21 protein-coding genes are annotated in these 25,316 nt (G+C 63.1%); 11 read left to right on the top strand and 10 right to left on the bottom strand.

All coding sequences use genetic code 11. The features are described 5' to 3' along the window. Positions 1–37: 37 nt before the first annotated feature. Together FJ960_RS23495 and FJ960_RS23490 are read right to left on the bottom strand one after the other, a co-directional pair. The gene (locus FJ960_RS23495) at positions 38–1,159 is read right to left on the bottom strand and encodes a branched-chain amino acid ABC transporter substrate-binding protein (RefSeq protein WP_027143910.1); all 1,122 of its coding nucleotides are present in this window, start codon (positions 1,157–1,159) and stop codon (positions 38–40) included. A 433-nt stretch (positions 1,160–1,592) separates the two neighbouring features. Next, positions 1,593–1,859 carry a sel1 repeat family protein gene (locus tag FJ960_RS23490; protein ID WP_140717104.1) on the bottom strand — a complete coding sequence of 89 codons (267 nt, stop codon included), beginning with the start codon at positions 1,857–1,859 and terminating at the stop codon, positions 1,593–1,595. A gap of 438 nt (positions 1,860–2,297) precedes the next feature. Here FJ960_RS23490 and FJ960_RS23485 point away from each other — a divergent pair, with 438 nt between their 5' ends. The 5 genes from FJ960_RS23485 to FJ960_RS23470 all read left to right on the top strand — a co-directional run bounded on the left by FJ960_RS23485 (position 2,298) and on the right by FJ960_RS23470 (position 5,981). Continuing rightward, positions 2,298–2,639 (top strand): DUF2147 domain-containing protein, encoded by a 342-nt coding sequence (locus tag FJ960_RS23485; RefSeq protein ID WP_027143911.1) that lies wholly within the window; start codon positions 2,298–2,300, stop codon positions 2,637–2,639. Positions 2,640–2,852: 213 nt separating this feature from the next. Then, positions 2,853–3,008, top strand: coding sequence for a hypothetical protein (locus FJ960_RS29575; RefSeq protein WP_181165876.1), 156 nt, complete (start codon positions 2,853–2,855; stop codon positions 3,006–3,008). A gap of 41 nt (positions 3,009–3,049) precedes the next feature. After that, positions 3,050–3,244, top strand: coding sequence for a hypothetical protein (locus FJ960_RS23480; RefSeq protein WP_140717102.1), 195 nt, complete (start codon positions 3,050–3,052; stop codon positions 3,242–3,244). 118 nt (positions 3,245–3,362) lie between these two features. Beyond that, positions 3,363–4,823: an AMP nucleosidase gene (locus tag FJ960_RS23475; protein ID WP_246672913.1), complete on the top strand. Its 1,461-nt coding sequence runs from the start codon at positions 3,363–3,365 to the stop codon at positions 4,821–4,823. A gap of 147 nt (positions 4,824–4,970) precedes the next feature. Further along, positions 4,971–5,981, top strand: a complete 1,011-nt coding sequence (locus tag FJ960_RS23470) for an endonuclease/exonuclease/phosphatase family protein (RefSeq protein ID WP_181166639.1) — start codon at positions 4,971–4,973, stop codon at positions 5,979–5,981. Positions 5,982–6,161: 180 nt separating this feature from the next. Here FJ960_RS23470 and FJ960_RS23465 read toward each other — a convergent pair whose 3' ends face one another. Both FJ960_RS23465 and FJ960_RS23460 read right to left on the bottom strand, forming a co-directional pair. Further along, the gene (locus tag FJ960_RS23465) at positions 6,162–6,758 is read right to left on the bottom strand and encodes a DUF922 domain-containing protein (RefSeq protein ID WP_140717098.1); all 597 of its coding nucleotides are present in this window, start codon (positions 6,756–6,758) and stop codon (positions 6,162–6,164) included. Between the two features lie 104 nt (positions 6,759–6,862). Next, positions 6,863–8,542 carry an electron transfer flavoprotein-ubiquinone oxidoreductase gene (locus tag FJ960_RS23460; RefSeq protein WP_140717096.1) on the bottom strand — a complete coding sequence of 560 codons (1,680 nt, stop codon included), beginning with the start codon at positions 8,540–8,542 and terminating at the stop codon, positions 6,863–6,865. Positions 8,543–8,762: 220 nt separating this feature from the next. Here FJ960_RS23460 and FJ960_RS23455 point away from each other — a divergent pair, with 220 nt between their 5' ends. The 3 genes from FJ960_RS23455 (at position 8,763) to FJ960_RS23445 (ending at position 11,235) form a co-directional block, all read left to right on the top strand. Continuing rightward, on the top strand, positions 8,763–9,407 hold the full coding sequence (locus FJ960_RS23455) for a hypothetical protein (RefSeq protein WP_140717094.1): 645 nt from the start codon (positions 8,763–8,765) through the stop codon (positions 9,405–9,407). Between the two features lie 88 nt (positions 9,408–9,495). Next, the gene (locus FJ960_RS23450) at positions 9,496–10,368 is read left to right on the top strand and encodes a uracil-DNA glycosylase (RefSeq protein WP_140717092.1); all 873 of its coding nucleotides are present in this window, start codon (positions 9,496–9,498) and stop codon (positions 10,366–10,368) included. A 54-nt stretch (positions 10,369–10,422) separates the two neighbouring features. Further along, a complete protein-coding gene (locus FJ960_RS23445) occupies positions 10,423–11,235 on the top strand; it encodes a helix-turn-helix transcriptional regulator (RefSeq protein ID WP_140717090.1) in 813 nt (270 codons plus the stop codon). Here FJ960_RS23445 and FJ960_RS23440 read toward each other — a convergent pair whose 3' ends face one another. Further along, the gene (locus FJ960_RS23440) at positions 11,236–12,201 is read right to left on the bottom strand and encodes a DMT family transporter (RefSeq protein ID WP_140717088.1); all 966 of its coding nucleotides are present in this window, start codon (positions 12,199–12,201) and stop codon (positions 11,236–11,238) included. It abuts the gene before it with no gap. A gap of 272 nt (positions 12,202–12,473) precedes the next feature. On the opposite strand from FJ960_RS23440, the gene pepN reads away from it, so the two are divergent. Both pepN and FJ960_RS23430 read left to right on the top strand, forming a co-directional pair. Next, positions 12,474–15,119, top strand: a complete 2,646-nt coding sequence (pepN, locus tag FJ960_RS23435) for an aminopeptidase N (protein WP_140717075.1) — start codon at positions 12,474–12,476, stop codon at positions 15,117–15,119. A gap of 206 nt (positions 15,120–15,325) precedes the next feature. Beyond that, positions 15,326–17,647: a PAS domain-containing sensor histidine kinase gene (locus tag FJ960_RS23430; RefSeq protein ID WP_140717073.1), complete on the top strand. Its 2,322-nt coding sequence runs from the start codon at positions 15,326–15,328 to the stop codon at positions 17,645–17,647. 44 nt (positions 17,648–17,691) lie between these two features. Here FJ960_RS23430 and FJ960_RS23425 read toward each other — a convergent pair whose 3' ends face one another. The 4 genes from FJ960_RS23425 to FJ960_RS23410 are packed head-to-tail and all read right to left on the bottom strand — an operon-like array spanning position 17,692 to position 23,338. Continuing rightward, positions 17,692–18,165 (bottom strand): hypothetical protein, encoded by a 474-nt coding sequence (locus FJ960_RS23425; protein WP_140717071.1) that lies wholly within the window; start codon positions 18,163–18,165, stop codon positions 17,692–17,694. Positions 18,166–18,213: 48 nt separating this feature from the next. Continuing rightward, positions 18,214–21,174, bottom strand: coding sequence for a bifunctional [glutamine synthetase] adenylyltransferase/[glutamine synthetase]-adenylyl-L-tyrosine phosphorylase (locus FJ960_RS23420; protein WP_140717069.1), 2,961 nt, complete (start codon positions 21,172–21,174; stop codon positions 18,214–18,216). Beyond that, complete coding sequence (locus FJ960_RS23415; protein WP_140506057.1) at positions 21,174–22,655, bottom strand: ATP-binding protein; 1,482 nt, start codon at positions 22,653–22,655, stop codon at positions 21,174–21,176. Before FJ960_RS23415 ends, FJ960_RS23420 begins: the two co-directional genes overlap by 1 nt. Positions 22,656–22,663: 8 nt before the next feature. After that, positions 22,664–23,338 (bottom strand): response regulator transcription factor, encoded by a 675-nt coding sequence (locus FJ960_RS23410; RefSeq protein ID WP_023771592.1) that lies wholly within the window; start codon positions 23,336–23,338, stop codon positions 22,664–22,666. 154 nt (positions 23,339–23,492) lie between these two features. On the opposite strand from FJ960_RS23410, the gene FJ960_RS30195 reads away from it, so the two are divergent. Continuing rightward, positions 23,493–23,621 carry a hypothetical protein gene (locus FJ960_RS30195; protein ID WP_281405565.1) on the top strand — a complete coding sequence of 43 codons (129 nt, stop codon included), beginning with the start codon at positions 23,493–23,495 and terminating at the stop codon, positions 23,619–23,621. A 70-nt stretch (positions 23,622–23,691) separates the two neighbouring features. Here the strand turns inward: FJ960_RS30195 and FJ960_RS23405 are convergent, their stop codons facing one another. Further along, entirely contained in the window at positions 23,692–25,248 is a 1,557-nt protein-coding gene (locus FJ960_RS23405; protein WP_140506059.1) for a Do family serine endopeptidase, read from the bottom strand. Between the last annotated feature and the right edge of the window lie 68 nt (positions 25,249–25,316).

Genomic DNA, 25,316 nt, shown 5'->3' with positions numbered 1-25,316 from the left:
GGGGCGAACCCGGCCATTTCCTGGGCTGTCAAAGCGATTACTGCGCGATCGGCGCGTACTTGCCGTCGTGCCACTGGTTGATGTCGTAGCTGGCATTCTTGAGGTCGCCCTTCTCGTCGAAGGTGACGTCGCCGACAACGGTGCTGATCGGCGTGCCGTTCTTCAACGCTTCGGCAACCTTGGCCGGATCGTCGCCGCCGGCACGCTTGATGCCTTCGGCGAAAGCCTGGACCACGGCGTAGGAGAACAGCGTGAAGCCTTCCGGCACGAAGCCGCCCGCCTTGATCTTCTCGACGGCCGCCTTGGCTTCCGGCTTTGCCTGCGGATCCGACGGGAACACGAACATGGTGCCCTCGCCGGCCGGGCCGGCAACCTGCCAGAACTCCGGCGAGGCGATCGAATCCGGCATGATCAGCTGGAACTTTAGGTTTTGCTCCGCCGACTGACGCAGGATCAGCCCGGCCTCAGGATGGTAGCCGCCGAAATAAACGACATCGGCCTTGAGATCCTTCAGCTTGGTGACAAGCGCCGAATAGTCCTTCTCGCCGGGGTTGATGGCGTCATAGTAGACTTCCTTGAGGCCACCAGTATTCATGGTTGCCCTGACAGCGTCAGCCACGCCCTGACCGTAGGCGCTCTTGTCGTGCAGGATGACGACTTTCTTTCCGGCATACTTCTTGGCGATCCAAGGGCCGATGAAAGCCCCCTGCGCGTCGTCACGCGTATAGAGACGCATGATCGTCGGCCAGCCGGCCTTTGCCGCGGCGTCGGTCAGCACCGGGTTCGAGGACGCCGGGCTCATCATCAGCGCACCGGCTTCTGCGTAGACCGCCGAGGCCGGGATGCTCGAACCCGAGCAGGCATGACCGTCGATGAACTTGACGCCGTTGGCAACGATGCGGTTGGCGACCGACACGGCCTGCTTTGGATCGCACTGGTCGTCCTCGATGTCGAGCTTGATCATCGAGCCGTTGACGCCGCCCGCGGCGTTGATGGCATCGGCGGCGGCTTGTGCGCCCTGCTTGAACTGATCGCCGATGGTCGCGAGTTGTCCGGTCATCGGGCCGACCACCGAGACGGTGATGTCGTCGGCGAATGCGACCGGCGCGCTCATCATCAGGCCGAAAATGGCCGCGCTCAAAATACTCATTTTTTTCATGACAATAGAACTCCTCCACTCACGCGCGGCCGCTCCGGCCGCGCTTCTTCCAGAGAGGCGGGACAATTTCATCCTTCATCGGACCTGTCTAGGCGCATTGGCGCCACTCGATTGGGCCTGCCTGGCCTCATTCAAGCAAAAAAGCCACGCCAGCCTTGTTCCGGCTGGTCGTGGCTTTTTTGCCTGTCAGGCCGTTTCCCCGGCGCCCCCGCGCTGTGAACCCAACCCACCTACCCTGTCTTCCTGTTGGCCATGATCTTGCCGAGGCCCCGATTCCACTTTCGGGATCATGGTTCGTCGGGCGGCTTGGACCTGTCGGCCTGCCGCATCCTTTTTGTTGTTGGCCTGTGGCCTGGCTGTCTGCGCAGCCTATCCCTGTTGGCCCGACCGTCTTTTCAGCGGTCTTGGCCGGAGCGTTCCCGTCTGGCGGAACTCAGTGCATGGTCATCCATTCGCGGGCTTCGCGCAGCGCCTTGGCGATCTCGACCTTCGACATGGCCGCCGAGAGTTCCGAGCGCAGCTCGGCGGCGCGGACCGAACCCTTGATGGCGGCGATGTTGAACCATTTGTGGGCGGCAACGACGTCGGTCTCGCAATCGCGGCCGGTCGCATACATCATGCCCAGTTCGAAAAGAATGTCGGCCTGGGCAGTTGCCCCCATGGCGCCGAAGCCTGCTTCAAGCATTTCAAAACCTGCCATTTTAGTCCCCTGTCTGGCTCCCGAGAGCTGCCTCCGTTTGTCTTGTCCGGGCCGCTCTTTCGATGCTTTCGAGAATGCCGCGCAGGCTTGAATCCGTCGTTAAATGGCGTGCTTAATTTGAGGAAAACAAAGCTAAAACAAGAGGTAAACACAGAAATTCGTTAAGGATACGGGGCCAGCAATTCGGCTGGTTTTCGCCAAATTTGACGAAAATTTTCACGGCCGCAATCAACACTCCGCTAACCACGGGAAACAAACGCGACGAGCCGATCGTTTTCATTTCCGCGCCGACAGAGCGAATTTAGGCGCTTTCAAAATGCCAAAGTCTTCCGTAGCGGCACCGCTTTTGTTTTGACGGAAGCTGGATTAGCTTACGTTTGCGTAAGCGGCAGACCGGCGAGGCGGAGCATCCGGCCGGCTATCCAGAGGGAGGAAGACATGTTTCGAAAAGTGAGCCTGGCCCTGGCGGCCACTTTGATCCTGAGCGGCGCGGCGTGGGCCGATCCGATAGAGGGCAACTGGAAAACGCAGGCAGGCGACACGGCGGCCATTTCAGGCGGCGGTTCATTTTCCATCACGCTCAAGTCCGGCAAATATGCCGGCAAGACCATCGGCTCGCTCAAGGCGGCCGGCGACAACAAATATACCGGCAACATCACCGACCCGGCAAACGACAAGACCTATTCGGGCAAGGCGACATTATCGGGCGCCTCGCTCAAGATGAGCGGCTGCGTGCTCGGCGGACTGATCTGCAAGAGCCAGACTTGGCACAAGCTCTGATCGACCATTTCCCAGTGATCTCAAAACGGGGCCCGGCGGGCCCCGTTTTCGTTTTACCGATGCGCTGACTGTCGCACCCGATCGCCGTCCGGGGCCGGCGGCGACCCAGCCAACGTCGCGTCAATCAATTTGAACCGCAGATGAACGCCGGCATCAGAGCCGGTTCAGCGGCGTCAGGGCATTCTCATGCGTGTTGAAGGAGACACAGACCCAATGCTTGCTCGCCGCTTCACCATCGTCTGCCTGCTGATGAGCCTGTTTGGAATGTTCTTCGCCATTCTCGTCGCCGAAGCGGGCCGTTCCCCCCGCTCCTGGGACGAAGCCTCCAGGCTCTGCCATCTCGCCTGCCCGACCAACCTTCGCCACTGAAACCAAATAGCCCGGACCTCGAAAAGAAAAGCGCAGACATCATGAACCGCATCGCCGCCAACACTCTCAAGACCCTCCGGCTCCTGCCGCGGGCGGCGCTTATCCTGATGGTTCTGGCCGCCCCGGTCCTGGCGGTACCGATGATGCGCGCCGATGCCGGCTCGACGATCGAGGCGCCGGCGCTCAGAAAGTCTGGCGTCGGGTTCGTTCTGCTGGTCAGCCTGCAGCGGGGTTGAAGAAAAAAGGGGCGCTTTGGGCGCCTTCGGCGGCGACACCCCTCCCAACCGGTCGCCCAAGTCTCTATATTGGGTTATGGAAAAGCGAATCTATCCCCAAGCCATCGAATCTGTCGTCATGCCCGAGCCTTTTGGCCGGCAGAGCTTCGACAACGCCGAAAAGGCCGTTGCCGCGCTGCAGGTGCTCTACGACCGCAACACCAAGTTCCTGCGCGATTCCTTCGCGGCCCTTGCCGCCGGCGGCGACAGCAGCAAGCGCTACCGGGCCTTCTACCCCGAGATTGGCGTCACCACGAGTTCGTTCACCCAGGTCGACTCTCGCCAGGCCTATGGCCACATGCCGACGCCCGGTCATTTCGCCACCACGGTTACCCAGCCGGACCTGTTCGAGACCTACCTCATCGAGCAGCTTCGGCTGATCATGCGCAATCACGGCGTGTCGGTGACCGTCTCGGAATCGACCACGCCGATCCCGCTGCATTTCGCTTTCCTGGAAGGCACCTATGTCGACGGCGCTGATGCCGAACGTATCAAGCGGCCGATCCGCGACCTGTTCGACGTGCCGGATCTCGACGGCACCGACGATCAGATCGCCAACGGTACGTTCGAGGTCGCCTTCGGCGAGCCCCGGCCGCTGGCGCCGTTCACGGCGCAGCGCATCGACTATTCACTGCACCGCATGACGCACTACACTGCAACCAGCCCGCAGCATTTCCAGAATTTCGTGCTGTTCACCAACTATCAGTTCTATATCGACGAGTTCGTCGCCCGCGCCCGCGACCTGATGGAAAACGGTGGTGAAGGCTACACGGAATTTGTCGAACCTGGCAACGTTATCACCCGGTCCGGGCAGAGCGCTCCCAGTGAAGGCGTAGCGCCACAGCGCCTGCCGCAGATGCCGGCTTACCATCTGAAGAAGCCGAACCATGGTGGCATCACCATGGTCAATATCGGCGTGGGTCCTTCCAACGCCAAGACCATTACCGACCATATTGCCGTGCTTCGGCCACATGCCTGGGTGATGCTTGGTCACTGCGCCGGGCTGCGCAACACCCAGGCGCTGGGCGATTATGTGCTCGCGCATGCCTATGTGCGCGAAGACCACGTGCTGGACGACGATCTGCCGGTGTGGGTGCCGATCCCGCCGTTGGCCGAGATCCAGGTTGCGCTACAGGAAGCAGTAGCCGAGGTCACCGGCCTGTCGGGTTATGATCTGAAGCGCATCATGCGCACGGGCACCGTCGCCACCATCGACAACCGAAACTGGGAACTGCGCGACCAGCGCGGACCGGTGCAGCGCCTGTCGCAGTCGCGCGCTATCGCCCTCGATATGGAATCGGCGACGATCGCCGCCAATGGCTTCCGCTTCCGCGTCCCCTACGGCACGCTGCTGTGCGTTTCCGACAAGCCGCTGCATGGCGAGTTGAAATTGCCTGGCATGGCGACAGAGTTCTACAAACGCCAGGTGGCGCAACACCTGACCATCGGCATCAGGGCGATGGAAAAGCTGGCCGAGATGCCGATGGAGCGGCTGCATTCGCGCAAGCTCCGGAGCTTTTCGGAGACAGCATTCCAGTAGGCGGTCGCTTGAAGGCTCGGCGAGGCAATTCGTCGTCTTGCTCGGCCGCAATTTGGCCGATAAGCAAATCGAACTGATCGACAGGCGGCATTCAGCGGACACGACCTCGCAGACAAGACCTCAATGACAACAGGCGCGCGCTTGAACATGATGGCTGGGCTGGCATTCCTGGCGATGACGGCATTGTCGGCCGCTTTGTTGGCAGGGTTTTTCGGCGCGTTGCACCCCGCTTTCGATTCCTTCTCGCATTTTCGCATTCACCTCAGCGTGCTGATGGCGCTTTTGGCGCTGCCGCTGCTTGCAAGTTCCTACCGGCTGCAAGCGGCCGCGGCACTGCTCTTCGCGGTCGCCTGCCTGGTCACGACAGCAAGCGCATTGCCAAGGCTGTGGCCGCAGCCGGCGGTTGCCAAGCCCGCCGACCAGATCGTCTACAGCCTGCTGCAGATGAACCTTCGCTTCAACAATCCAACGCCGAAGAAAGTGCTCTCACTGATCGGCCGCACCAATCCGGACGTGATCACGCTCGACGAGGTGTCGGCGATGTGGACGACCGAGCTTGGCTACATCGCCAGCGCCTATCCCTACCGGATCCTCTGCCCTTACCCGAACCGCATGTTCGGCGTTGCGCTGCTGTCGCGCCGGCCGTTTGTCGCCGACACCGCGCCGCGTTGCGAGCCGCGCGGCGCGATGGCGACCGCCACCATCGACTTTGGCGGGAGCGATGTCGATGTCGCCGCGATCCATTTGACCTGGCCCTGGCCGAAGGAGCAATACTGGCAGATTGGCGAACTGGCGCAGCCACTGGCCGAGCTCGGCGAGACAGCGATCCTGGCCGGGGATTGCAACGCCGTGCCTTGGAGTGCCGCGGTGCGGCGGGTCGCGGCTCTCGGCGGGCTGACACTCATGCCTTCAGCCGGCCCGACCTGGATTCACCGGACACTGCCCGATTTCCTGCGCCGCTATGCAGGCCTGCCGATCGACCAGGTGTTCAGCAAGGGCGGGCTGACCATCCTGTCTTCGACGCGGCTGGAGGATACCGGCTCCGACCATCTGCCGGTGCTGGTCGAGTTCTCCGTCCGCACGGGCGACAAGCAACCGCATGACGAGCACGAGAGCGCGCTCGCGGCACACGATCTCCAAGGTAAGCCGCGCGGCTGATGCTTCGCCGTCCCAAGACGGGGCACCATCGCGAATGGGCAAGCGCGGTTCAGTGTTGTTAGAATCACCGAACCGCTCTAACTCTTTATTTCGACATTTCGACGCACTTCCCAAGGAAAGCGCTGCGCGCTTTGCCCGGGAAAACCGCCACGCACTTTGCTCTAGACGCCAACGACGCCTTCAAGGTCTGGTCAGCGCGTCGACCAGGTGCTCGACATGGCCGCCATCACGATGCTCGCGCGCATCGAACGCATTCTGCCTGGCTTCGTATTCGGCATAGATGGCGTTGATCCGCCGCCTCGCTTCGACGTGCGTGCCCGCACAGAACCAGTTGTCGGGACGCTTCAGCCCGACAAGCGCGGTTTCGGTGGCCCGCATCATCCGCGCCGCAATGCGGCCGTGCGTATGCTCATGTTTGCGCACGCCGGCCATGAACCGGTCCCAGCGCTTGCGCAGGCCTGGATCTGTTGGCGAGAGCCGCCGTGGGAAAGTGTAGGTCACGTCGAGCGTCCCGTTGGCCTGGCGCAGGCGACAGGTCCCATCCTGACGGGCGACATCGAGATCCCAGTGCGTGGTGTAGCCGGTTTCGGCGATGGCGCGCGCCATATAGCCGTGCTTGGGCCCCAATCGGTCCATCGCCTCGACAAGGGCGGCGCCGGTCCTGCCGGCAACGTCATAGCTGCGGATATGCACGGTGAGCTTTGTGTCGGCCGAAGCAGCCGATGCGCAGACCAGCATGCCGGCTGCGGCGATCATAGTCAGATTCCTCGGGCGCATGTCCGCCTCCTCTCCGGAAGCCATGAGACCATACTCCGAGCGGCGCTTCAACGGGCTTGGTTGAAACGGCCGCCCCTGCGGCGACAGACGAGGTCCGCCGCCGCTCACATACCCTGGTAGACCGGTCCTTCACCGCCCTGCGGCGGCACCCAGTTGATGTTCTGGTTCGGGTCCTTGATGTCGCAGGTCTTGCAGTGGACGCAGTTCTGCGCATTGATGACGAAGCGCACGTCCTTGGCTTGCGGATCGGCGGCGGCGTTGCCATCCTTGTCCACCCACTCATAGACGCCCGCCGGACAATAGCGCGTGGAAGGTCCGGCAAAGACATCGTGCTCGGACCGTTGCTGCAGCGCCATGTCGCCGACGATGAGGTGCACCGGCTCGTTTTCCTCGTGATTGGTATTGGACAGGAACACCGAGGAGAGACGGTCGAAGGTGAGCACGCCATCCGGCTTCGGATAAGCGATCTTCTTGTGCTGGGCGGCAGGCTCGAGCGTGGCATAGTCGGCCTTGCCATGCTTCAGCGTGCCGAAGGGCGAGACGCCGAACAGCGTGTTCAGCCACATATCGAGGCCGCCGAGGCTGACGCCTATGACAGTGCCGAAGCGCGACCATAGCGGCTTGACGTTGCGCACCTTCTTCAGGTCCTTGCCGATGTCGGTCGCGCGCCAGGCTTCTTCGTAGGCGGAAAGCTCGTCATTGGCACGGCCGGCGCCGATCGCCTCGGCGACATGATCGGCCGCCAGCATGCCGGACAGCACGGCATTATGGGAACCCTTGATGCGCGGCACATTGACGAAGCCCGCCGCGCATCCGATCAGCGCGCCGCCCGGGAACGACAGTTTCGGCACCGACTGCCAACCACCTTCCGTTATGGCGCGCGCACCGTAGCCCAGGCGCTTGGCGCCCTCGAATGTGCCTGCGATCGCCGGATGGGTCTTGAAGCGCTGGAATTCCTCGAAGGGCGACAGATAAGGGTTCTTGTAGTTGAGGTGGAGGACGAAGCCGACAGCCACCTGGTTGTCCTCCAGATGATAGAGGAACGAACCGCCGCCGGTCTTCATGTCGAGCGGCCAGCCGAAGGAATGCTGCACCAGACCGGGCCGATGGTTCTCCGGCTTGACCTGCCAGAGTTCCTTGAGGCCGATGCCGTATTTGCCCGGCTCGCGGCCATCGGAGAGTTTGTATCTGGCGATCAACTGCTTGGCGAGCGAACCGCGCGCGCCCTCGCCGATCAGCACATACCTGCCCATCAGCGCCATGCCCGGCGCGAAGCCCGGACCGTGCGTGCCATCCTTCTCGACGCCCATGTCTCCGGTAACGACGCCGGTGACGGCACCTTCTTCATTGTAGAGCAGGCCGGTCGCGGCAAAGCCTGGATAGATCTCGACGCCAAGCGCCTCGGCCTTGCCGGCCAGCCAACGGCAGACGTTCCCCAGCGAGACGATATAGTTGCCGTGGTTGTTCATCAGCGGCGGCATGAGGATGTTGGGTAGGCGGAACGAGCCGGCGGGGCCGAGCACCAGGAAATGGTCCGCCGTGACCGGCGTCTTGAAGGGATGACCATCCTCCTCGCGCCAGCCGGGCAACAGCCGGTCGATGCCGATCGGATCGACGACGGCACCCGATAGGATATGGGCGCCGACCTCGCCGCCCTTTTCCAGCACGACGACCGAGAGCTCGGGATTGACCTGCTTGAGGCGGATGGCCGCGGCAAGGCCGGCCGGTCCGGCACCGACGATGACCACGTCGAATTCCATGCTTTCGCGTTCGATATCGCTCATCAACCCCTCCGCACTGGCTTGCCGCCGTTGGCGTATCTTGCTGGCTCTTGCGCTGCATAGCGCATCATTTGGCGACAGGAAACCGGCGCATACGTGACAATGCGGATTTGGCCAAAAAGTCGCGCATTCCGCGGCAGGCAAGCCGCTTCCGCGCGGCGCGACCCGCCAAACTTGCGTTTTTTATTGTTCGACGGCTTGCTTATCGGCCATACTTCCCGCCATGCGCATTCCCGGGCCAGGCGGCTTCTCTTCGACGCGCTTTCCATCAACGCCCGGCCGGGCCTGCCGGGCGATTACTTTGGCCCTTCTGGCTTTGGCGCCGGATCATGCCGTCGCCGATGAAGTGAAGGTCTGGTCGACAGGCGCGTACTCATTCTCCGACGAGCTTGGCGGTTTCCGCATCACCGGGGCCTCCGGCATCGGAACCAAGGACGATCCGCTTGTTATCACCGAAGAGCTGAATTCGGCGACACCTGTGACGCTGACCATCCGCACCACAAAGCCGATCCAGACATTCGGCAAGGCGGGGGAGTTCGCCAACGGCATCATGTATATGCGCATAGACGTGCTCAACAACAGCGGCCAGGGCTGGATTGAATTCCAGTTCGAGCTGCAGGAAATACTGGACCAGCCAAGCGTGTTCGGAGACGGGCTTTCGTTCGACCAGCGCAACAAGACACCTGACAATATCTGGTCGAGCAATTTCGCCGATTTCGATCGCGAGTTCGAACCCTATGATCGGCTGCTGTTCAAGAACGGCAAGGTCGATCCGCTGAAGATCGCCCGCTTCGAATTCCTGATGACCGACTACACGCCGCGATGGACCTTCTATCTCGTGCAGGATCCACGCATACCCACTGGCTAGACCGCGACGTCTCCTTGGCAGCGGGATTGGCTGCCGCCACGGCCTTCCCGAGGTTGCAAATTGGCGCCGCCCGGACGATGGTGCGGCCATGACTGCCGCCTCTCCCAACCATCCGGTCGATTTCGCCGATCTGCTCGCCTTCTATGCCAGCGCGGGTGTTGACGAGGCTTTGGAGGATGCGCCGGTAAACCGGTTCGCGGAGGCCGCGCCGAAGCCGGCGCAGCGCATGCCGACGGCGACGCCACGCGAAAGCAGCGCACCAGAGCAGCCGCCCGCGGCTCCGCCGCGGCTCGATGGGCGCGCCGTGCCGGATGCTCCGGCCCCGCGCCCGTCGACCTCGGCCGTGCCCGACGAGGCGCAGGCGGCGCTGGCGCGCCAACTGGCGAACGCGGCGGCATCCCTGGACGAGCTGCGCCAGCACATGGCCGCTTTCGAGGGCTGCAATCTCAAGGCCACCGCCAAGAACCTGGTATTCGCCGACGGCAACCCGCAAGCCGCTGTCATGCTGGTCGGTGAAGCCCCCGGCCGCGACGAGGACATTGAAGGATTGCCCTTCGTCGGCCGCTCGGGCCGCCTGCTCGACCGCATGCTGGCCGCGATCGGGCTCGACCGAGGCTCGGTCTACATCGCCAATGTCATTCCCTGGCGGCCGCCTGGCAACCGCACGCCGACGCCGCACGAGACCGAGATCTGCCGACCGTTCATCGAGCGTCAGATCGAGCTGGTCAATCCCAAGGTGCTGATCAATCTCGGCGGTCCGTCGGCCAAGACCTTGCTCAACACCTCGGAAGGAATCCTGCGGCTGCGCGGCAACTGGCGCGTCCACACCACGGCGTCCGGCATTGCTATTCCGGCCATGCCGACATTGCACCCGGCCTATCTCTTGCGGACGCCCGCACACAAGAAGCTCGCGTGGCGGGATTTTCTCGAGGTGAAGGCGAAGCTGCGGGCGCTCTCCTAGCGATGACCTCGCAGGTAATTGAAATGCTTTGGCCCGAGGCTTAACCATCCTCCCATGACAACGCCTCAAACCTCCGCCGGCAGTCTCATCCGCGAATGGCGCACGCGGCGCCGCATGAGCCAGCTCGGCCTCGCCATGGAAGCCGAAATTTCGCAGCGGCATCTCTCTTTCGTCGAAAGCGGTCGCGCCGCACCCTCGCGCGACATGGTGCTGCATCTGGCCGAGCAGCTTGCGATCCCACTGCGGCAACGCAATCAATTGCTGCTGGCCGCGGGCTTCGCGCCGAGCTTCAGCGAACGGCCGCTCACCGATACGACACTGGCGCCGGCAATGGCGGCGGTCGAGATGGTGCTCAAGGGGCATGAGCCGTTTCCGGCATTGGCGATGGACCGGCATTGGAACCTGGTTAAGGCCAACGCGGCAATCGGGCCATTCCTGGCCGATGTTTCCGAGCCCTCATTGCTCCAGCCACCCGTCAATGTGCTGCGGCTCAGCCTGCACCCAGGTGGTGTCGCGCCGCGTATCGTGAATCTCCAGGAATGGCGCATCCACCTGCTCGAACGGCTGAAGCATCAGAACGATGCCGCCGGCGACCCGGAGCTGATCGCATTGGAGCAAGAGCTTCGCGGCTACCCCTCCGGCCTGAAGAGCAGCCGGCCGGCGCCGATCGAGCCGAATGCCATCGTGCACCCGCTCAGGCTTGCCCATGGCGACACGGTGCTTTCCTTCATCAGCACCATTACCGTGTTCGGCACACCGCTGGATGTGACGCTTTCTGAACTGGCGATCGAGTCGTTCTTCCCGGCCGACGAACAGACAAGAGCGGTGTTGGTGCGGTTGGCGAAAGAGCGGACGGAACGGTCGTGATCATCCCTGCGGCAGGGCCGCCTTGCGGGTGCGGGTGCGCTCCAGACCCAGTTGCCGTTCGCGCCAGATGATGAAGATGCCGGCGGCCACCACGATCACACCACCGACCAGCGTGCCGGACGAGGTCACGTCGCCGAAAACGAAATAGCCGACGACGACGCCAAGGATCATCGAAGTGTATTCGAAAGGCGCCACGACCGAGGCTTCGGCATGGCGATAGGCCGCGGTCATCAGAATCTGGCCGAGGCCGCCACAAAAGCCGGCCATGATGAGCAGTGCTGCTTGCGCCGGCGTCAGCGATTGCCAGCCGAAGGGCAGCGTCAGCAGCGAGAGCACGCTCGCCGTTGACGAGAACCACAGCACGATGGTGGCCGTCTTCTCTGTCTGCACGAGATTGCGCACGAGCAACATGGCGACAGCCGAGATTGCCGCGGCCGCCAGCGCGGCCATGACGCCCAGGACCTCCTGGTCGTCCAGCCCTTGATCCGAATTGAGCAGCGTCAGTTCCGGCCAGGAAATGATGAGCACGCCGATGAGGCCGATCGCGACGGCACTCCAGCGATAAACACGGATCGTCTCGCCAAGGAACACCGAGGAGAACACCACGACCAGCAGCGGCTGTGCATAGTTCAGGGTGATCGCCTCCGGCAACGGCAACCTGGTGAGCGCGAAAAAGCCGAGCCCCATGGCACCGACGCCGACGACGCCACGCGCGACGTGGTTGAATGGACGTTTCGTGACGAACGCCGTGGCCAGATGTCTTTTCAATGCCAGGAAGGCAATGATCGGGAAGATGGCGAAGAAGGAACGGAAGAAGACGATCTGCCCGGCAGGCACGTCGCCCGCCGCCTTGATACAGGTTTGCATGCCGACAAAAACCGCCACGGAGACGATCTTCAGCACGATGCCCCTGAGCGTACCGTGGCCGCCGGTGGTTTCTGGTTGCGCCTCCGCCCCGGATGTCACTTTGGCAATGCGTCTCTGCCCGCCGCCGAGGGCACGTTGCGGGTCTCGAAATGGCAGAACGGGAAATTATCGGGGCGCCGAACGAAAGCGCCCATTCCGAATTTCGGTGTGACGGCGGTCATGACTGCCCTCGCTATGATGAAAGGAAGGCCTGAATTAGGCTCTGCCGCAGTTTTGTCGAGGGTGTGTTTCGTGTAAAGAGCGCGGACTTTGAATTTTTTGGACCAGCCAAAACATGTCCGGTCCCCGGAAAAGACAGGAAAAGCCAGGGAATGCGCACCGACACAGGCCAGGTCTTCAAACTCGAGGACTATCGCCCCAGCGACTACCTCATTCCGGAAACCAACCTTGACTTCCGTCTTTCGCCACAGGCCACCGTCGTCGCCGCGATACTGACCGTAGAGCGCCGCGAGGGGATATCGAAATCGGCTCCGCTGGTGCTCGACGGCGATGGGTTGACGCTCAAGCGCGTCGAGATCGACGGCAAGACGGTGAGACCGGCTGATCTGCTGGCGAGCCCGGACCAACTGACCCTGCTCAAGCCGCCGGCCGCACGTCGTTTCCAACTGCTGATCGAAACCGAACTGGCGCCGGCCAGCAATGAGGCTCTTATGGGCCTTTACCGTTCGAACAATGTTTACTGCACGCAGTGCGAGGCGGAGGGTTTTCGCCGCATCACCTACTTCCTGGATCGCCCCGATATCCTGTCGGTCTACACGGTGCGGATCGAGGCGCGGCGCGACGAGGCGCCGCTGCTCCTGTCCAACGGCAATCCGGTCGAAAACGGCGATCTCGCCGATGGCTGGCACTACGCCGGCTGGCACGACCCCTTCCCCAAGCCGTCCTACCTGTTCGCTCTGGTGGCCGGGAATCTCGGGCAGGTCGCCGACAGTTTCGTGACCATGTCCGGCCGCAAGGTCGAGCTCGGTATCTATGTCGAGCCCGGCAAGGAGGCGCTCGCCGGCTACGCGATGGACGCGCTGAAGCGGTCCATGCGATGGGACGAGGAGGCGTTTGGCCGCGAGTACGACCTCGACGTCTTCAACATCGTCGCCGTGTCTGACTTCAACATGGGCGCGATGGAGAACAAGGGCCTCAACATCTTCAACGACAAATACGTGCTGGCCGACCAGGAGACGGCGACCGACGCCGATTTCGCCAATATAGAGGCGATCATCGCGCATGAGTATTTCCACAATTGGACAGGCAATAGAATCACTTGCCGCGACTGGTTCCAGCTTTGCCTGAAGGAAGGGCTGACGGTCTTCCGCGATCATGATTTCTCCGCCGACCAGCGCTCGCGCGCGGTCAAGCGCATCGCCGAAGTGCGCACGCTGCGTGCCCACCAGTTTCCCGAGGACCAGGGACCGCTGGCGCACCCGGTGCGGCCGCGCCGCTACCGCGAGATCAACAATTTCTATACGGCGACCGTCTACGAAAAGGGCTCCGAAGTGGTGCGCATGATCCGCACCATTCTCGGGGCCGACGTCTTTCGCGCCGGCATGGACCTCTATTTCGAACGCCACGACGGCGAAGCCGCGACCATCGAGGACTTCATCAAAGTGTTCGAGGAGGCGTCCGGCCGCGACCTTTCGCAATTCGCGCTCTGGTATCACCAGGCTGGTACACCCAACCTGACGGTGAGTTCGACGCACAATCCGGCCGCACAGGAATTCACGCTCGAGATCGAGCAGTCGGTGCCGCCGACACCGTCGGAAAGCCGCAAGCGGCTGATGCATATCCCGCTCGCCTTCGGCCTGATCGGCGCCGGCGGCAAGCCGGTTCGATATAGCGGCGTCGAGGGCGCCAGCGTCGAGGACGGCGTCATCCATATCCGCAAGCGCCGCCACACGGTGCGTTTTTCTGGCGTTGCCGAACGACCGGCGGTGTCACTCAACCGCGGCTTTTCGGCACCGGTGACGCTATCGGTCGAGCAGAAGGCTGCCGACCAGTTCTTCCTCGCCCGCCATGACAGCGACGCCTTCTCGCGCTGGCAGGCCTTCAACACGCTGCTCACCGATGCGCTGATCGCTGCCTTCCGCCAGATCCTCGGCGGCAAGCAGCCGGACTTCGCCCCACGGCTGACCGAGCTTGCCGGCAGCATCGCCAGCGACGAGACACTGGAGCCGGCCTATCGGGCCCTTGCCCTGGCGCTGCCTGGCGACGCCGACATCGCGCGTGACATCGGTAAGAACATCGATCCCGACGCCATCCATACCGCCCGCCACGCGCTTGCGCTGGCGATCGGCACGGCCAATGGCGAGGCATTTTCCGGCCTCTACGACAGCCTTGCCGACAAGAACGCCTTCAGCCCCGACGCGGCGAGCGCGGGACGACGCGCCTTGCGCAACATTCTGTTGGATTATCTCTCGCTGCTGCCTGGCGGGGCGGCATTGGCGGCCGGGCATTTCCAGTGCGCGACCAACATGACCGACCGCGCGGCCGCATTGGCCGTTCTCGCGCATCGTCACCACGGATCGCCAGAGGCGAAAAAGGCGCTGGCGGCTTTCGAAAAGACATATGCATCCGACCCGCTGGTCATGGACAAATGGTTCCAGATCCAGGCCAGCGTGCCGGGGCCGCAGGCTGTCGACACGGTTCGGTCCCTGACCGCTCATCCGGGGTTTTCGATGGGCAACCCGAACCGGGTGCGCTCGCTGATCGGCACATTCTCAAGCGCCAACCAGACCGGCTTCCATCGCCCCGACGGCGAAGGTTACCGTTTCTTAGCGCAGACGGTGCTCGAGGTCGAAAAGCGCAACCCGCAAGTGGCGGCTAGGCTGGCGACGGCGCTCAGGTCCTGGCGTTCTCTCGAACCGGGCCGGCAAGCCAAGGCCAGGGAAGCACTGGTTTCGATCGCCAATACCGAAAACCTGTCGGCGGACCTGCGCGACATTGTCGAGCGCACACTGGCATAGGCGTCCCCTGCCTTGTCCCGTACGAGAGAAAGCCAAGCCGCCTCACCGCCAAAGTCCGGTATTTTAGTCGATTTTTAATCTTTTTTCGCCGGAGCACTGGACAAGGCGAATCACCTTTGATTCTTTAATGGCGATTCGGAAGTGCGGTGTTGCCGGATCACCAGCACATAGAAATGCGGCATACTGGAAATCGGGGAGTGCCATTTATGGCGAAGGCGGACGCGTGGGGCGCGCCCGGAGGGATAGCTTTTGCGCGTCGCGAGACGCGCAGCGACGGCCTTGCCGGGAATACGCGGCTCATCGCCGAACCAGCCTACAAGCGTCTTCTGGCGGCTGAACCGCTTTTGCGCCGGTCGATACCAGCCCTCATCGTCATCTTCCTCCTCGTCATCGCGGCGCTGCGCGTGCTCTCGCTCATGAACGAGCGCGACGACATCGAGCGCGATGCCAAGGCGATCCTGACGCTGGGCGCCGCGCAGCTCGCCAGCTCGCTCGCCACGACATCGGACACGCTGCCGGGCGCCACCCAGGACCTGCTGGAGACCACCAGCCGCCAAGGCGCGATGGGCCGCAGCCATGTGCTCGTCATCACCGACAGTGCCTTCAAGATCACCGCGGTGACACCACGTTCCGTGCCCTGGCAAGGCCATTCGCTCGACGGCCTCGTCCAGGGCGGCCAACCCCTGTTCATGTTCGGCGATCGCGCCGGTGTCATGGAGGTCAACATCGGCGGTGAGGACTGGTACGCGGCGGTCAGCCTGTCCAAGGACAGGAAGGGAGCCGCCGCGGCTCTGGTGCCGCAGGAAGCGGTCTTCGACACGTGGCGCAAGACCGTCTCGCTCAACGTCACCCTGTTCGTGCTGACGGCCGGAGTGCTGATCATCATCCTCTATGCCTATTTCGGACAGGCGGCGCGCGCGCAGGCTGCCGACCGCATCTATCTCGAAGCGCATCAGCGTATCGACATGGCGCTGGTTCGCGGCCGCTGCGGCCTGTGGGACTGGGACATGGTGCGCGGCAAGATGTACTGGTCGCGCTCGATGTACGACATGCTCGGCTACGAACCCTGCGAGACGATGCTATCGTTCGGCGAGGTCGACGAGATCATTCATCCCGAGGACGGCGACCTGTTCGAGCTCGCCAACAGGATCGTCGCACGCGAGATCGATCACATCGACCAGGTGTTCCGGATGCGGCATGCCGATGGCCAGTGGGTGTGGATGCGCGCCCGGGCCCAAGTCATGGATCCGGAAGCGCCGGAGATCCAGCTGATCGGCATCGCGGTCGACGTCACCGAGCAACGGCATCTGGCGCTGCGCTCCGAAGCGGCCGATCTTCGCCTCAGGACCGCGATCGAAAATATCAATGAATCCTTCGTGTTGTGGGATTCGGCTCAGAACCTGATCATGTGCAATTCCAAATACCAGCAGGACAACGGGCTCTCGGATCGCGACGTGATGCCAGGTGTGACGCGCGTGTCGCTGGAAGAGCGGATGCTGGCCTTTGCTTCGGAGCGCCGGCTTGCCAACACCAATGGCCCGCAGGGCGGCGCCACGTTCGAGCGGCAGCTGTCCGACGGCCGCTGGCTGCAGGTCAACGAACTCAGGACCAGAGACGGTGGCATCGTCTCGGTCGGGTCCGACATCACCCAGATCAAGCTGCATCAGGAAAAGCTGGTCGACAGCGAGCGCCGGCTGATGGCGACGATCCATGATCTCAGCCTCGCACGGCGGGCCGAAGAGGAACGGTCGCGCGAACTGGTCGACCTCAACCGCAAATACATGAAGGAAACCGAGCGCGCCGAAGCGGCGAACCGGGCCAAATCCGAATTCCTAGCCAACATGTCGCATGAACTGCGCACGCCGCTCAATGCCATCATTGGCTTCTCCGAACTGATGGAACAAAGGCTGTTCGGCCCGCTGGGGTCGGAGCGCTACGAGGAGTACGCCACCGACATCAACAGCAGCGGCAAATACCTGCTCGGCGTCATCAATGACATTCTCGATATGTCCAAGATCGAGGCCGGCCAGTTCTCGCTGGACCAGGAACAGATCGATCTCGGTCCGCTGATCAGCGAAACCGTGCGTGTCGTGTCGCTGCAGGCGGCGCAGAAGGCGATCACCGTGGAAACGCGTATCGCCGACGCGCTGACGCTGTTCGCCGATCGCCGGGCGATCAAGCAGATCGTCATCAACCTCCTGTCCAACGCGGTGAAATTCACCGGCCAAGGCGGCCACATATCGGTCAGGGCCCGCAACACGTCAGGCGCACTGGTGCTGACGATCGAGGACAATGGCTGCGGTATCCCGAAGGAAGCGCTCGGCAAGCTCGGGCGCCCCTTCGAGCAGGTGCAGAACCAGTTTTCCAAGAACCATGCCGGCTCCGGACTTGGTCTTGCCATTTCCCGCTCGCTGGCCGAGTTGCAAGGCGGCGCACTGAAGATCCGTTCCACCGAAGGCGTCGGCACGATCGTGTCGGTGCGCATTCCGGTGAAGAAGGCTCCGCCTGCGGTCAAAGCCGCGGCCTGAGCGGCAGGCTCCGGCTGACGGCCCGGAGCCTGCGTCAGCCAGCCTCACTGCATGCCGTTTTCGTCGTCGTCTCCTTGACGATGACGGCCAAAGCGCCCGCTCTTCGGCAGCTCGCGGTTCTCGATCTTTCCGTCATTGTTCTTGTCGAGTATCGCGAAAAGCTTCTTTTCGCGGCCGCTGATGTCATCTGATGTCAGCGTGCCGTCGCCCTTGCTGTCGTAACGGGCGATGATGCGCCTTGCCATACGTTCGAAGCGCGCCTTCTCCAGTGCGTCGGCGAGTTGAGCGACAGTCAGTTTGCCGCCATTGTCAGCCACGAGCTTCTTGAGCTGCGCGTCCATGACATCGGAGAACTGGTCGAAGGTGATAGTGCCGTTATTGTCCTTCATCGCCTTGTCGAGCCGCATCATGGTGCGCTCACGCATGGTTGCGCTGTCGACATTCTCGGCATAGGCGCCGCCGCCGACAGCTCCAGCCAGGGCGATGAAGGCAATTGCGAGCTTGGTTGTCTTTCTCATGGTTTTCTCCTGTTGCATCGTCACCCCCGATGCGGCCGAGCTCGTTGATCACGAAGCCCCGGCACGAAGCAAAAGGTCGAAATCCTTCCTGACCTTTTGCGACGTCTCCTTGAGGTGTGCCTCCAGCACACCGAAATCCGGCAGGTCGGTGACCGCCAGAAGCAGATCCGAAAGCCCCGGCGGAACGTCGTCACGTTCGAAGGGTCCGGTAAGGCACAGCCGCGTCATCTGGGTCAGCGCCAGATAGAGGGCGTAAGCATCGCCAAGGTCCTGCCTGATCCCGGCATTGGCGAAATGTGGCGTCAGGCGAGACAGGATCTCGGCCGTACCGGTGGCGCGTGGCCCGGCCTCGACCTGCCCGGTGATGACAGCCACCTGGGCGATGAATTCGAGATCGATCAGACCGCCCGGGATCAGCTTGATGTCCCAGAGGTCGCGTGACGCCTTTTCCTGCTCGATCATGGCACGCATGTCCGACGCCTCCGCCCTCACCTTCGCCGCATCGCGCGGCTGGCTGAGCAACGCGACAACTTCCGCCTCGACCTCGCCGCACAGGCTGGGGTCACCAGCAATCGGCCGCGCCCGCGACAGGGCCATGTGCTCCCAGGTCCAAGCCTCCTGGCGCTGGTATTTCTTGAAGGCATCGATGTGGGTGGCGACCGGTCCCTTGTTGCCGGACGGCCGCAAACGCAGGTCGAGCTCGTAGAGCACCCCTTCCGCCGTCGGCGCCGATACAGCCGATATCAGCCGCTGCGTCATGCGGGTGTAGTAATGCGAAGGCGCCAGCGGCTTTTCACCGTCGGAGTCCTCGGCATCCGCATCGTGGTCGTAAAGCAGAATAAGATCGACATCCGATCCGGCGGTCAATTCGCGGCTGCCGAGCTTGCCCATGCCGAGCAGCGAAACCACGCCACCGGCGATCGTGCCGTGGCGCACCGCGAATTCGGCGGTCACCGCTTGCAACGCAGCCGCGATGGTCAGGTCCGCCAGATCGGAGAAGGCGCGGCCGGCGCGGGCCGGATCGATCGAACCGGCGAGCAGCCTCACACCGATCAGGAATTTCTGCTCGGAAGCAAATATGCGCAGCCGGTCGAGCACGTCCTCATAGGCCCTGTCGCCTTCGAGGAAGGCCGACAGCCGCGCCGAGAGATAGACGCGGTCGGGAAGCTCGGTCAGCAATGCCGGGTCGAGCAAGCCGTCGAAGACATGCGGCCGGCGGGTGATGATTGCCGCCAGCCGGGGTGCCGCGCCCATGATCGTCGCCATCAGCCTGAGCAAGGCGGGGTTCGACTGCAACAACGAGAACAACTGGATGCCGGCCGGCAGGCCGGCGAGGAATTCGTCGAAACGGACCAGCGCCTCATCGGCCCGGCGCGTCTGGCCAAAGGCCTTGAGCAGTGCCGGTGTCAGTTCCGTCAGCCGCTCGCGAGCCTCCGCCGACCGGGTGACGCGATAGCGCCCGAAATGCCAGCCGCGGATGACACGGCAGATATCGCTTGGCCTCTGAAAACCGAGGCCGTGCAAGGTCCGCAGCGTGTCCGGGTCGTCGACGTCACCGGTGAAGACCAGGTTGCCGATGCCGGCCGAAAGCTCGGGTGCTGTTTCGAACAGCGCGGCATAGTGGCGCTCGACCTGCTGCAGCGAGGCACGGAACGCCCCGGCAAACACGACCGCGTCGGCAAAGCCCAGCATGCGGGCGATGCGCTCCAGCCCTTCATCGTCTTCCGGCAGCGTGTGCGTCTGCTCGTCGGCCACCATCTGGATAGCGTGTTCGACGCGACGCAGGAACCAGTACTGGCGGGCGAGCGCGTCACGCGCATCTGATGTGATCCAACCCCGAGCCGCGAGCTGACCGAGCATCGGCACGGTTTCGCGGCCGCGCAGCTCCGGGAAGCGGCCGCCGGCGATGAGCTGCTGGGTCTGGACGAAGAACTCGATCTCGCGGATGCCGCCGCGCCCAAGCTTGACATTGTGCCCCTTCACGGCGATCTCGCCATGCCCCTTATGGGCATGAATCTGGCGCTTGATCGAATGGACGTCGGCAATAGCCGCGTAGTCCATGTATTTGCGCCAGATATAGGGCTGGAGTTCCTTGAGAAAGGCATCGCCAGCGGCGAGATCGCCGGCCACCGGGCGCGCCTTGATCATCGCGGCGCGTTCCCAGTTCTGGCCGCGCGCTTCGTAGTAGCGTAGCGCGGCTTCAACGGGGATCGCGAGCGGCGTCGAGCCGGGATCGGGACGCAATCTCAGATCGGTGCGGAAGACATAGCCGTGCTCGGTGCGATCCTGCAGGATGCGCACCAGCCGCCGCGTCAGGCGTGAAAACAGGTCGGTGGCGTCGAGTGGATCGACCACTGCGGGCGCTTCCGGATCGAAGAACACGACGAGGTCGATATCGGAGGAGAAATTCAGCTCATGCGCGCCGAGCTTGCCCATGCCGAGCAGGATCCAGCCCGATTGATGCGACGGACTGTCGAGGTCGGGCAGTTTGAGCTTGCCCTGGCCATGCGCGTCACGCAGCAGGAAATCGACGGCCGCGCGGATGCAGGCGTCGGCGAGATCGCTCAACCGCCTTACAGTCAGCGAGGTTTCAGCTTCGCCCGAAAGATCGGCGAGTGCGATCAGGAAATGCGCCTCGGCCTTATGCCGGCGCAGCTCCATCATCAGGCCGGATTCCGAGACCATTTCCGCCAGCGGCGCCTGGTCGATCGCGGCGGTGATCGCCTTCAGGCGGGTCTCGACCGGCAAGTCGAAGAGGCCGTCCAGGATTTGCGGCCGGCGGCGCGCCGTATCGCGCAGGAACGGCGAAAGGTCAAAGACGGCGGCCAGGAAATCCTGCGCCGTCCCCTTGCCGGCCAGGAATTTGGCCGCCCGCGTCAACCCTTCTTCGCGCGCTGCGTCCGCGATTTCGGACAGTTCCTGCCGTGCCCGGCCCTCGTCGAGCGGAGCAAGCGGGGTTTCCAGGCTCACCAACCAGTCTGTCTTGCTCCGCTTGGCAATGGCAGCCATTAGTGATCCTCCCGCGCGGGGAAACTCATGACCACGGATAGTCCCGGATTGCCAGGCAACAGGTCAAGCCGGCCGTAGTGGAATGTCATGACCGCCTTGGCGAGACTGAGGCCAAGGCCGGAACCGGGCTGCGAACGGCTCTTCTCCAGCCGTACGAACCGTTCGGTCGCCCGGGCGCGATCGGCTTCGTCGGGAATGCCCTGGCCGTTGTCGGCGACGGAAAGCCTGATCTCGCCATGCGTGCGTTCGAGCGCCACACGGACCGCCGGCTTGGATGTGGAATCGGTTGAGTACTTGATCGCATTGTCGACGATGTTGGAAAGCGCCTGGCCGATCAGTTCGCGGTTGCCGTCAACGACAAAACCATCGTTCACTTCGGCGTCCAGCGCAACGCCAGCCTCCTCGGCCACGGGCTCGTAGAGTTCGACCACATCACGCACGGCCGCCGCCAGATCGACGCGGTTGGTGTGCTCGGAAGAATACCCAGCCTCCAGCCGGGAGATCATCAGGATGGCGTTGAAGGTTTTTATCAGCTGGTCGGACTCGGCTATGGTGCCTTCCAGCGCCTGCCGATAGTCCGATGTTTTCTGCTTGCCGGAAAGCGTCGCTTCGGCCCGGTTGCGCAGCCGGGTCAGCGGCGTCTTCAGGTCATGCGCGATGTTGTCGGATACCTGCTTCAGGCCTTCGTTGAGCGTGGAGATCCTGGCCAGCATGACATTGAGGTTTTCCGATAGCCGGTCGAACTCGTCACCGGCGCCGGTCACCGGCAACCGGCCGCTGAGATCACCGCCCATAATGCGCCGGCTTGCCTCGGAAACCCCGTCGATACGCTTCAATGCCGCGCGGCCAACAAAGAACCAGATCAGGATGCCGCCCACCCCCATCATGCCGAGCGCCAGCACCAGCGAACGGCGTATGACGGCACGGAACCGCTCCGGTTCGCCGAGATCGCGGCCGACCAGCATGATCATCTGGTTCGGCAGCCGCAGCACCAGGGCAATGGCGTTGTGACCCTTTTCGCCTTCGGCCTGCGGCGGCGCATTATCGCCAGTTGAAGGAGGCGTCGCCTGGTCCGACGTTCCGCTGCGCAGACGATCAAGCTCACCCTCGCCGAAACGCTTGTAGGAGAACGGCTCGGTCGTCCAGCCCTCGGTGTCGATCACACCAGGTTCAAGACTCTGCACATTGCCTGTCAGGATCTGGCCGTTGGCATCGGCGATCAGATAGAGGTTGGCGCCGGGCTGGCGCGAGCGGGCCTCTACCACGCGGACCAATACCGGCAGGCCTCCGCGCTGATAGGCGCGGGCAAGGCCGAGCACTTCGTCGTTGATGGTCTCCTGCGTCTGCGCGGTCAACATGCGCGCCGAGAGCGAAGTCATGTAGAGGACGAGCAGCACCGCGCAGAGTGCGAAGAGCAGGAGATACAGCGCCGAAAGCCGTGCGGCCGTCGTCTTCATGATGGCGGGCACGGAAAGCGCCATGCTGCCGCCTAGCCGCCCTTCAGCATGTAGCCGGCGCCGCGAACCGTGTGCAGGATGGGTTTGTCGAAACCCTTTTCGATCTTGCCGCGCAGCCGCGAGACGTGGACATCGATGACATTGGTCTGCGGATCGAAATGATAATCCCAGACATTTTCGAGCAGCATGGTGCGCGTCACCACCTGGCCGGCATGGCGCATAAGATATTCGAGCAGACGGAATTCGCGTGGCTGCAGCGTGATCTCGCGCGCCGCCCGGCGGACAGAATGCGACAGCCTGTCGAGTTCAAGGTCGCCAACCCGGTAGACGGTCTCGGCCTCCTTGGCGCTGGCGCGTCGGTTCAGCACCTCGACGCGCGCCAGAAGTTCGGAAAAGGCATAGGGCTTGGTGAGATAGTCGTCGCCGCCGGCGCGCAGGCCGGTGACCCGGTCATCGACCTCGCCCAGCGCCGACAGGATGAGCACCGGCGTGGTGTTGCCCCTGGAGCGGAGAGCGGCAATGACCGATAGGCCGTCGCGGCGCGGCATCATCCGATCGATGACCATCACGTCATAATCACCCGCATCGGCAAGCGCGAAGCCGGTCTCGCCGTCACCCGCGACATGCGCGGTATGACCCGCTTCCGTAAAGGCTTTCTGCAGATAATCCGCAGCCTCGCGATCGTCTTCTATGACGAGAATCTTCATAGGGCCGTTATACGCGATTTCGCTGGAAGGTTGAGTAGCAGGCATCTGCATTTTAGCCTTTGCCAAAGCACATCGCGATCAAGAGGATCGAGAGCGCGCGCGATAAAATCTTTGTTCCGTGGCGTCGTTACGCAGGACATGCCGGTTCCCGGTCATGTCGGTACCCGCAACCACCGAACCAATCGGCTTCGGGCACGAGGGCGTGATGGGCAGTCATATGCGGGCGCGGCAGCAGGCGATGGGAAGCCCGCTGCCGCTGAAGAAGAGCGCGATGACTGACTAACGGGCTCTCCTTCTTGCTTTCCCATGCGGCGACTCGGGGGTGTTGAAACCGCCGCATTGGAAAAGTCGTCTCAGCCCTTGGCCACCGGCAGCGCGACGAAGCGGTTGTTGTCGTCGCGGGAGATCTGCATCAGCACCGACTTGCGTCCGGATTTGACCGCATCGGCCATGGCCTTGGTGACGTCTTCGGTGCCGTTGACCTCCGCCGAGTTGACCGCGGTGATGACGTCGCCCGGCTGGATGCCGCGATCGGCGGCTGCGCTGTCTGGGTCGACGTCGGTCACCACCAGACCCTTGCCGTTTTCGGACTTGGTGACGGTGAGGCCGAGATCGGCCAGCGTGTCCGGCTTTGCCGGAGCGGCGGGTTGCTGCTGCTGGTCGCCCGACGCCTGCTTGTCGCTGGCGGGCAGCTTGCCGAGATCGACCTTGACCGTCTGGCCCTTGCCGTCACGCCACACGGTGACGTCAACCGACTTGCCCGGCGAATAGGCGCCGATCAGGCGGGCGAGTTCCTTCGGCGAGGCAACGTCCTTGCCATCGACCTGGGTGATGACATCACCTGCGGTAATGCCGGCCTTCTTGCCGGGGCCATCATCCTGGGCGCTCGAAACCAGGGCGCCATTGTTGGACTTCAGACCGAGCGATTCGGCGATGTCGGAGGTGACCGGCTGGATTTCGACACCGAGCCAGCCGCGCTGGACCGCGCCATTCTTCATCAGGTCTCCGACGACCTGCTTGGCGGTCGAGGCAGGAATGTCGAAGGCTATGCCGACGCTGCCGCCCGAGGGCGAGAAGATGGCGGTGTTGATGCCGACCACCTGGCCGTTGAGATTGAAGGTCGGGCCGCCCGAATTGCCGCGGTTGACCGAGGCATCGATCTGGAGGAAATCGTCATAGGGGCCGGCGCCGATATCGCGGCCGCGCGCCGAAACGATGCCGGCGGTAACGGTGCCGCCGAGGCCGAACGGGTTGCCGACAGCCACGACCCAGTCGCCGACGCGAACCTTGGAATCGTCGGCGAAGTCGACATAGGTGAATTTGCCGCCGCCATCGACCTTGAGCACGGCGAGATCGGTGCGCGGATCGGTGCCGACCAGCTTGGCGTCGAGTTCCTTGCCGTCATTGGTCACCACGGTGAAGGCGGTGCCTTCTTCGACGACGTGGTTGTTGGTGACGAGATAACCGTCTTCGGAAATGAAGAAGCCGGAGCCCTGCGCCACCGGGCGCGGCTGATCGTTGTTGCGGTCGCGGTGGCCGAAGCGGCGGTGACCTTCGTCGTTCTGACCACCCTGGTCCTGGTCACCAAAGCCACGGAATTCCTTGAAGAAGCGGCGCAGCTGCGGATTGTTGGGAAGATTGTCGAAACCGCCCTGATCGTCGGAACCGTCATCGGCTGTCGGTTGCAGCTTGGCCTTGACCTTGACACTGACCACGGCTGGCGAAACGCGCTCAACGACATCGGCGAAGCTCGGGACCTGCGGAGCCTCGACACGCACGGCGTCAGCCAGAACGGGGCTGGTTCCACTGGTCAGCGCGCCAAATCCGATCGCGCCGGCGACAGCGACGGACGCGACGGCAGCCAGAAGACGCTTGCGGGTGAGGGAATATGAATTGGGGGCAATATTCATGGATCTCTTATCCTCTTTCAAACGGACGCGCCTTGATCGGCATCCTCAAGAAACGAGAATTAGAGCGG

This window comes from Mesorhizobium sp. B2-3-11, from assembly GCF_006442215.1.
In the GTDB taxonomy this organism is placed as follows: Bacteria; Pseudomonadota; Alphaproteobacteria; order Rhizobiales; family Rhizobiaceae; genus Mesorhizobium; species Mesorhizobium salmacidum.
This window is presented reverse-complemented; position numbering and strand designations above follow the sequence as displayed.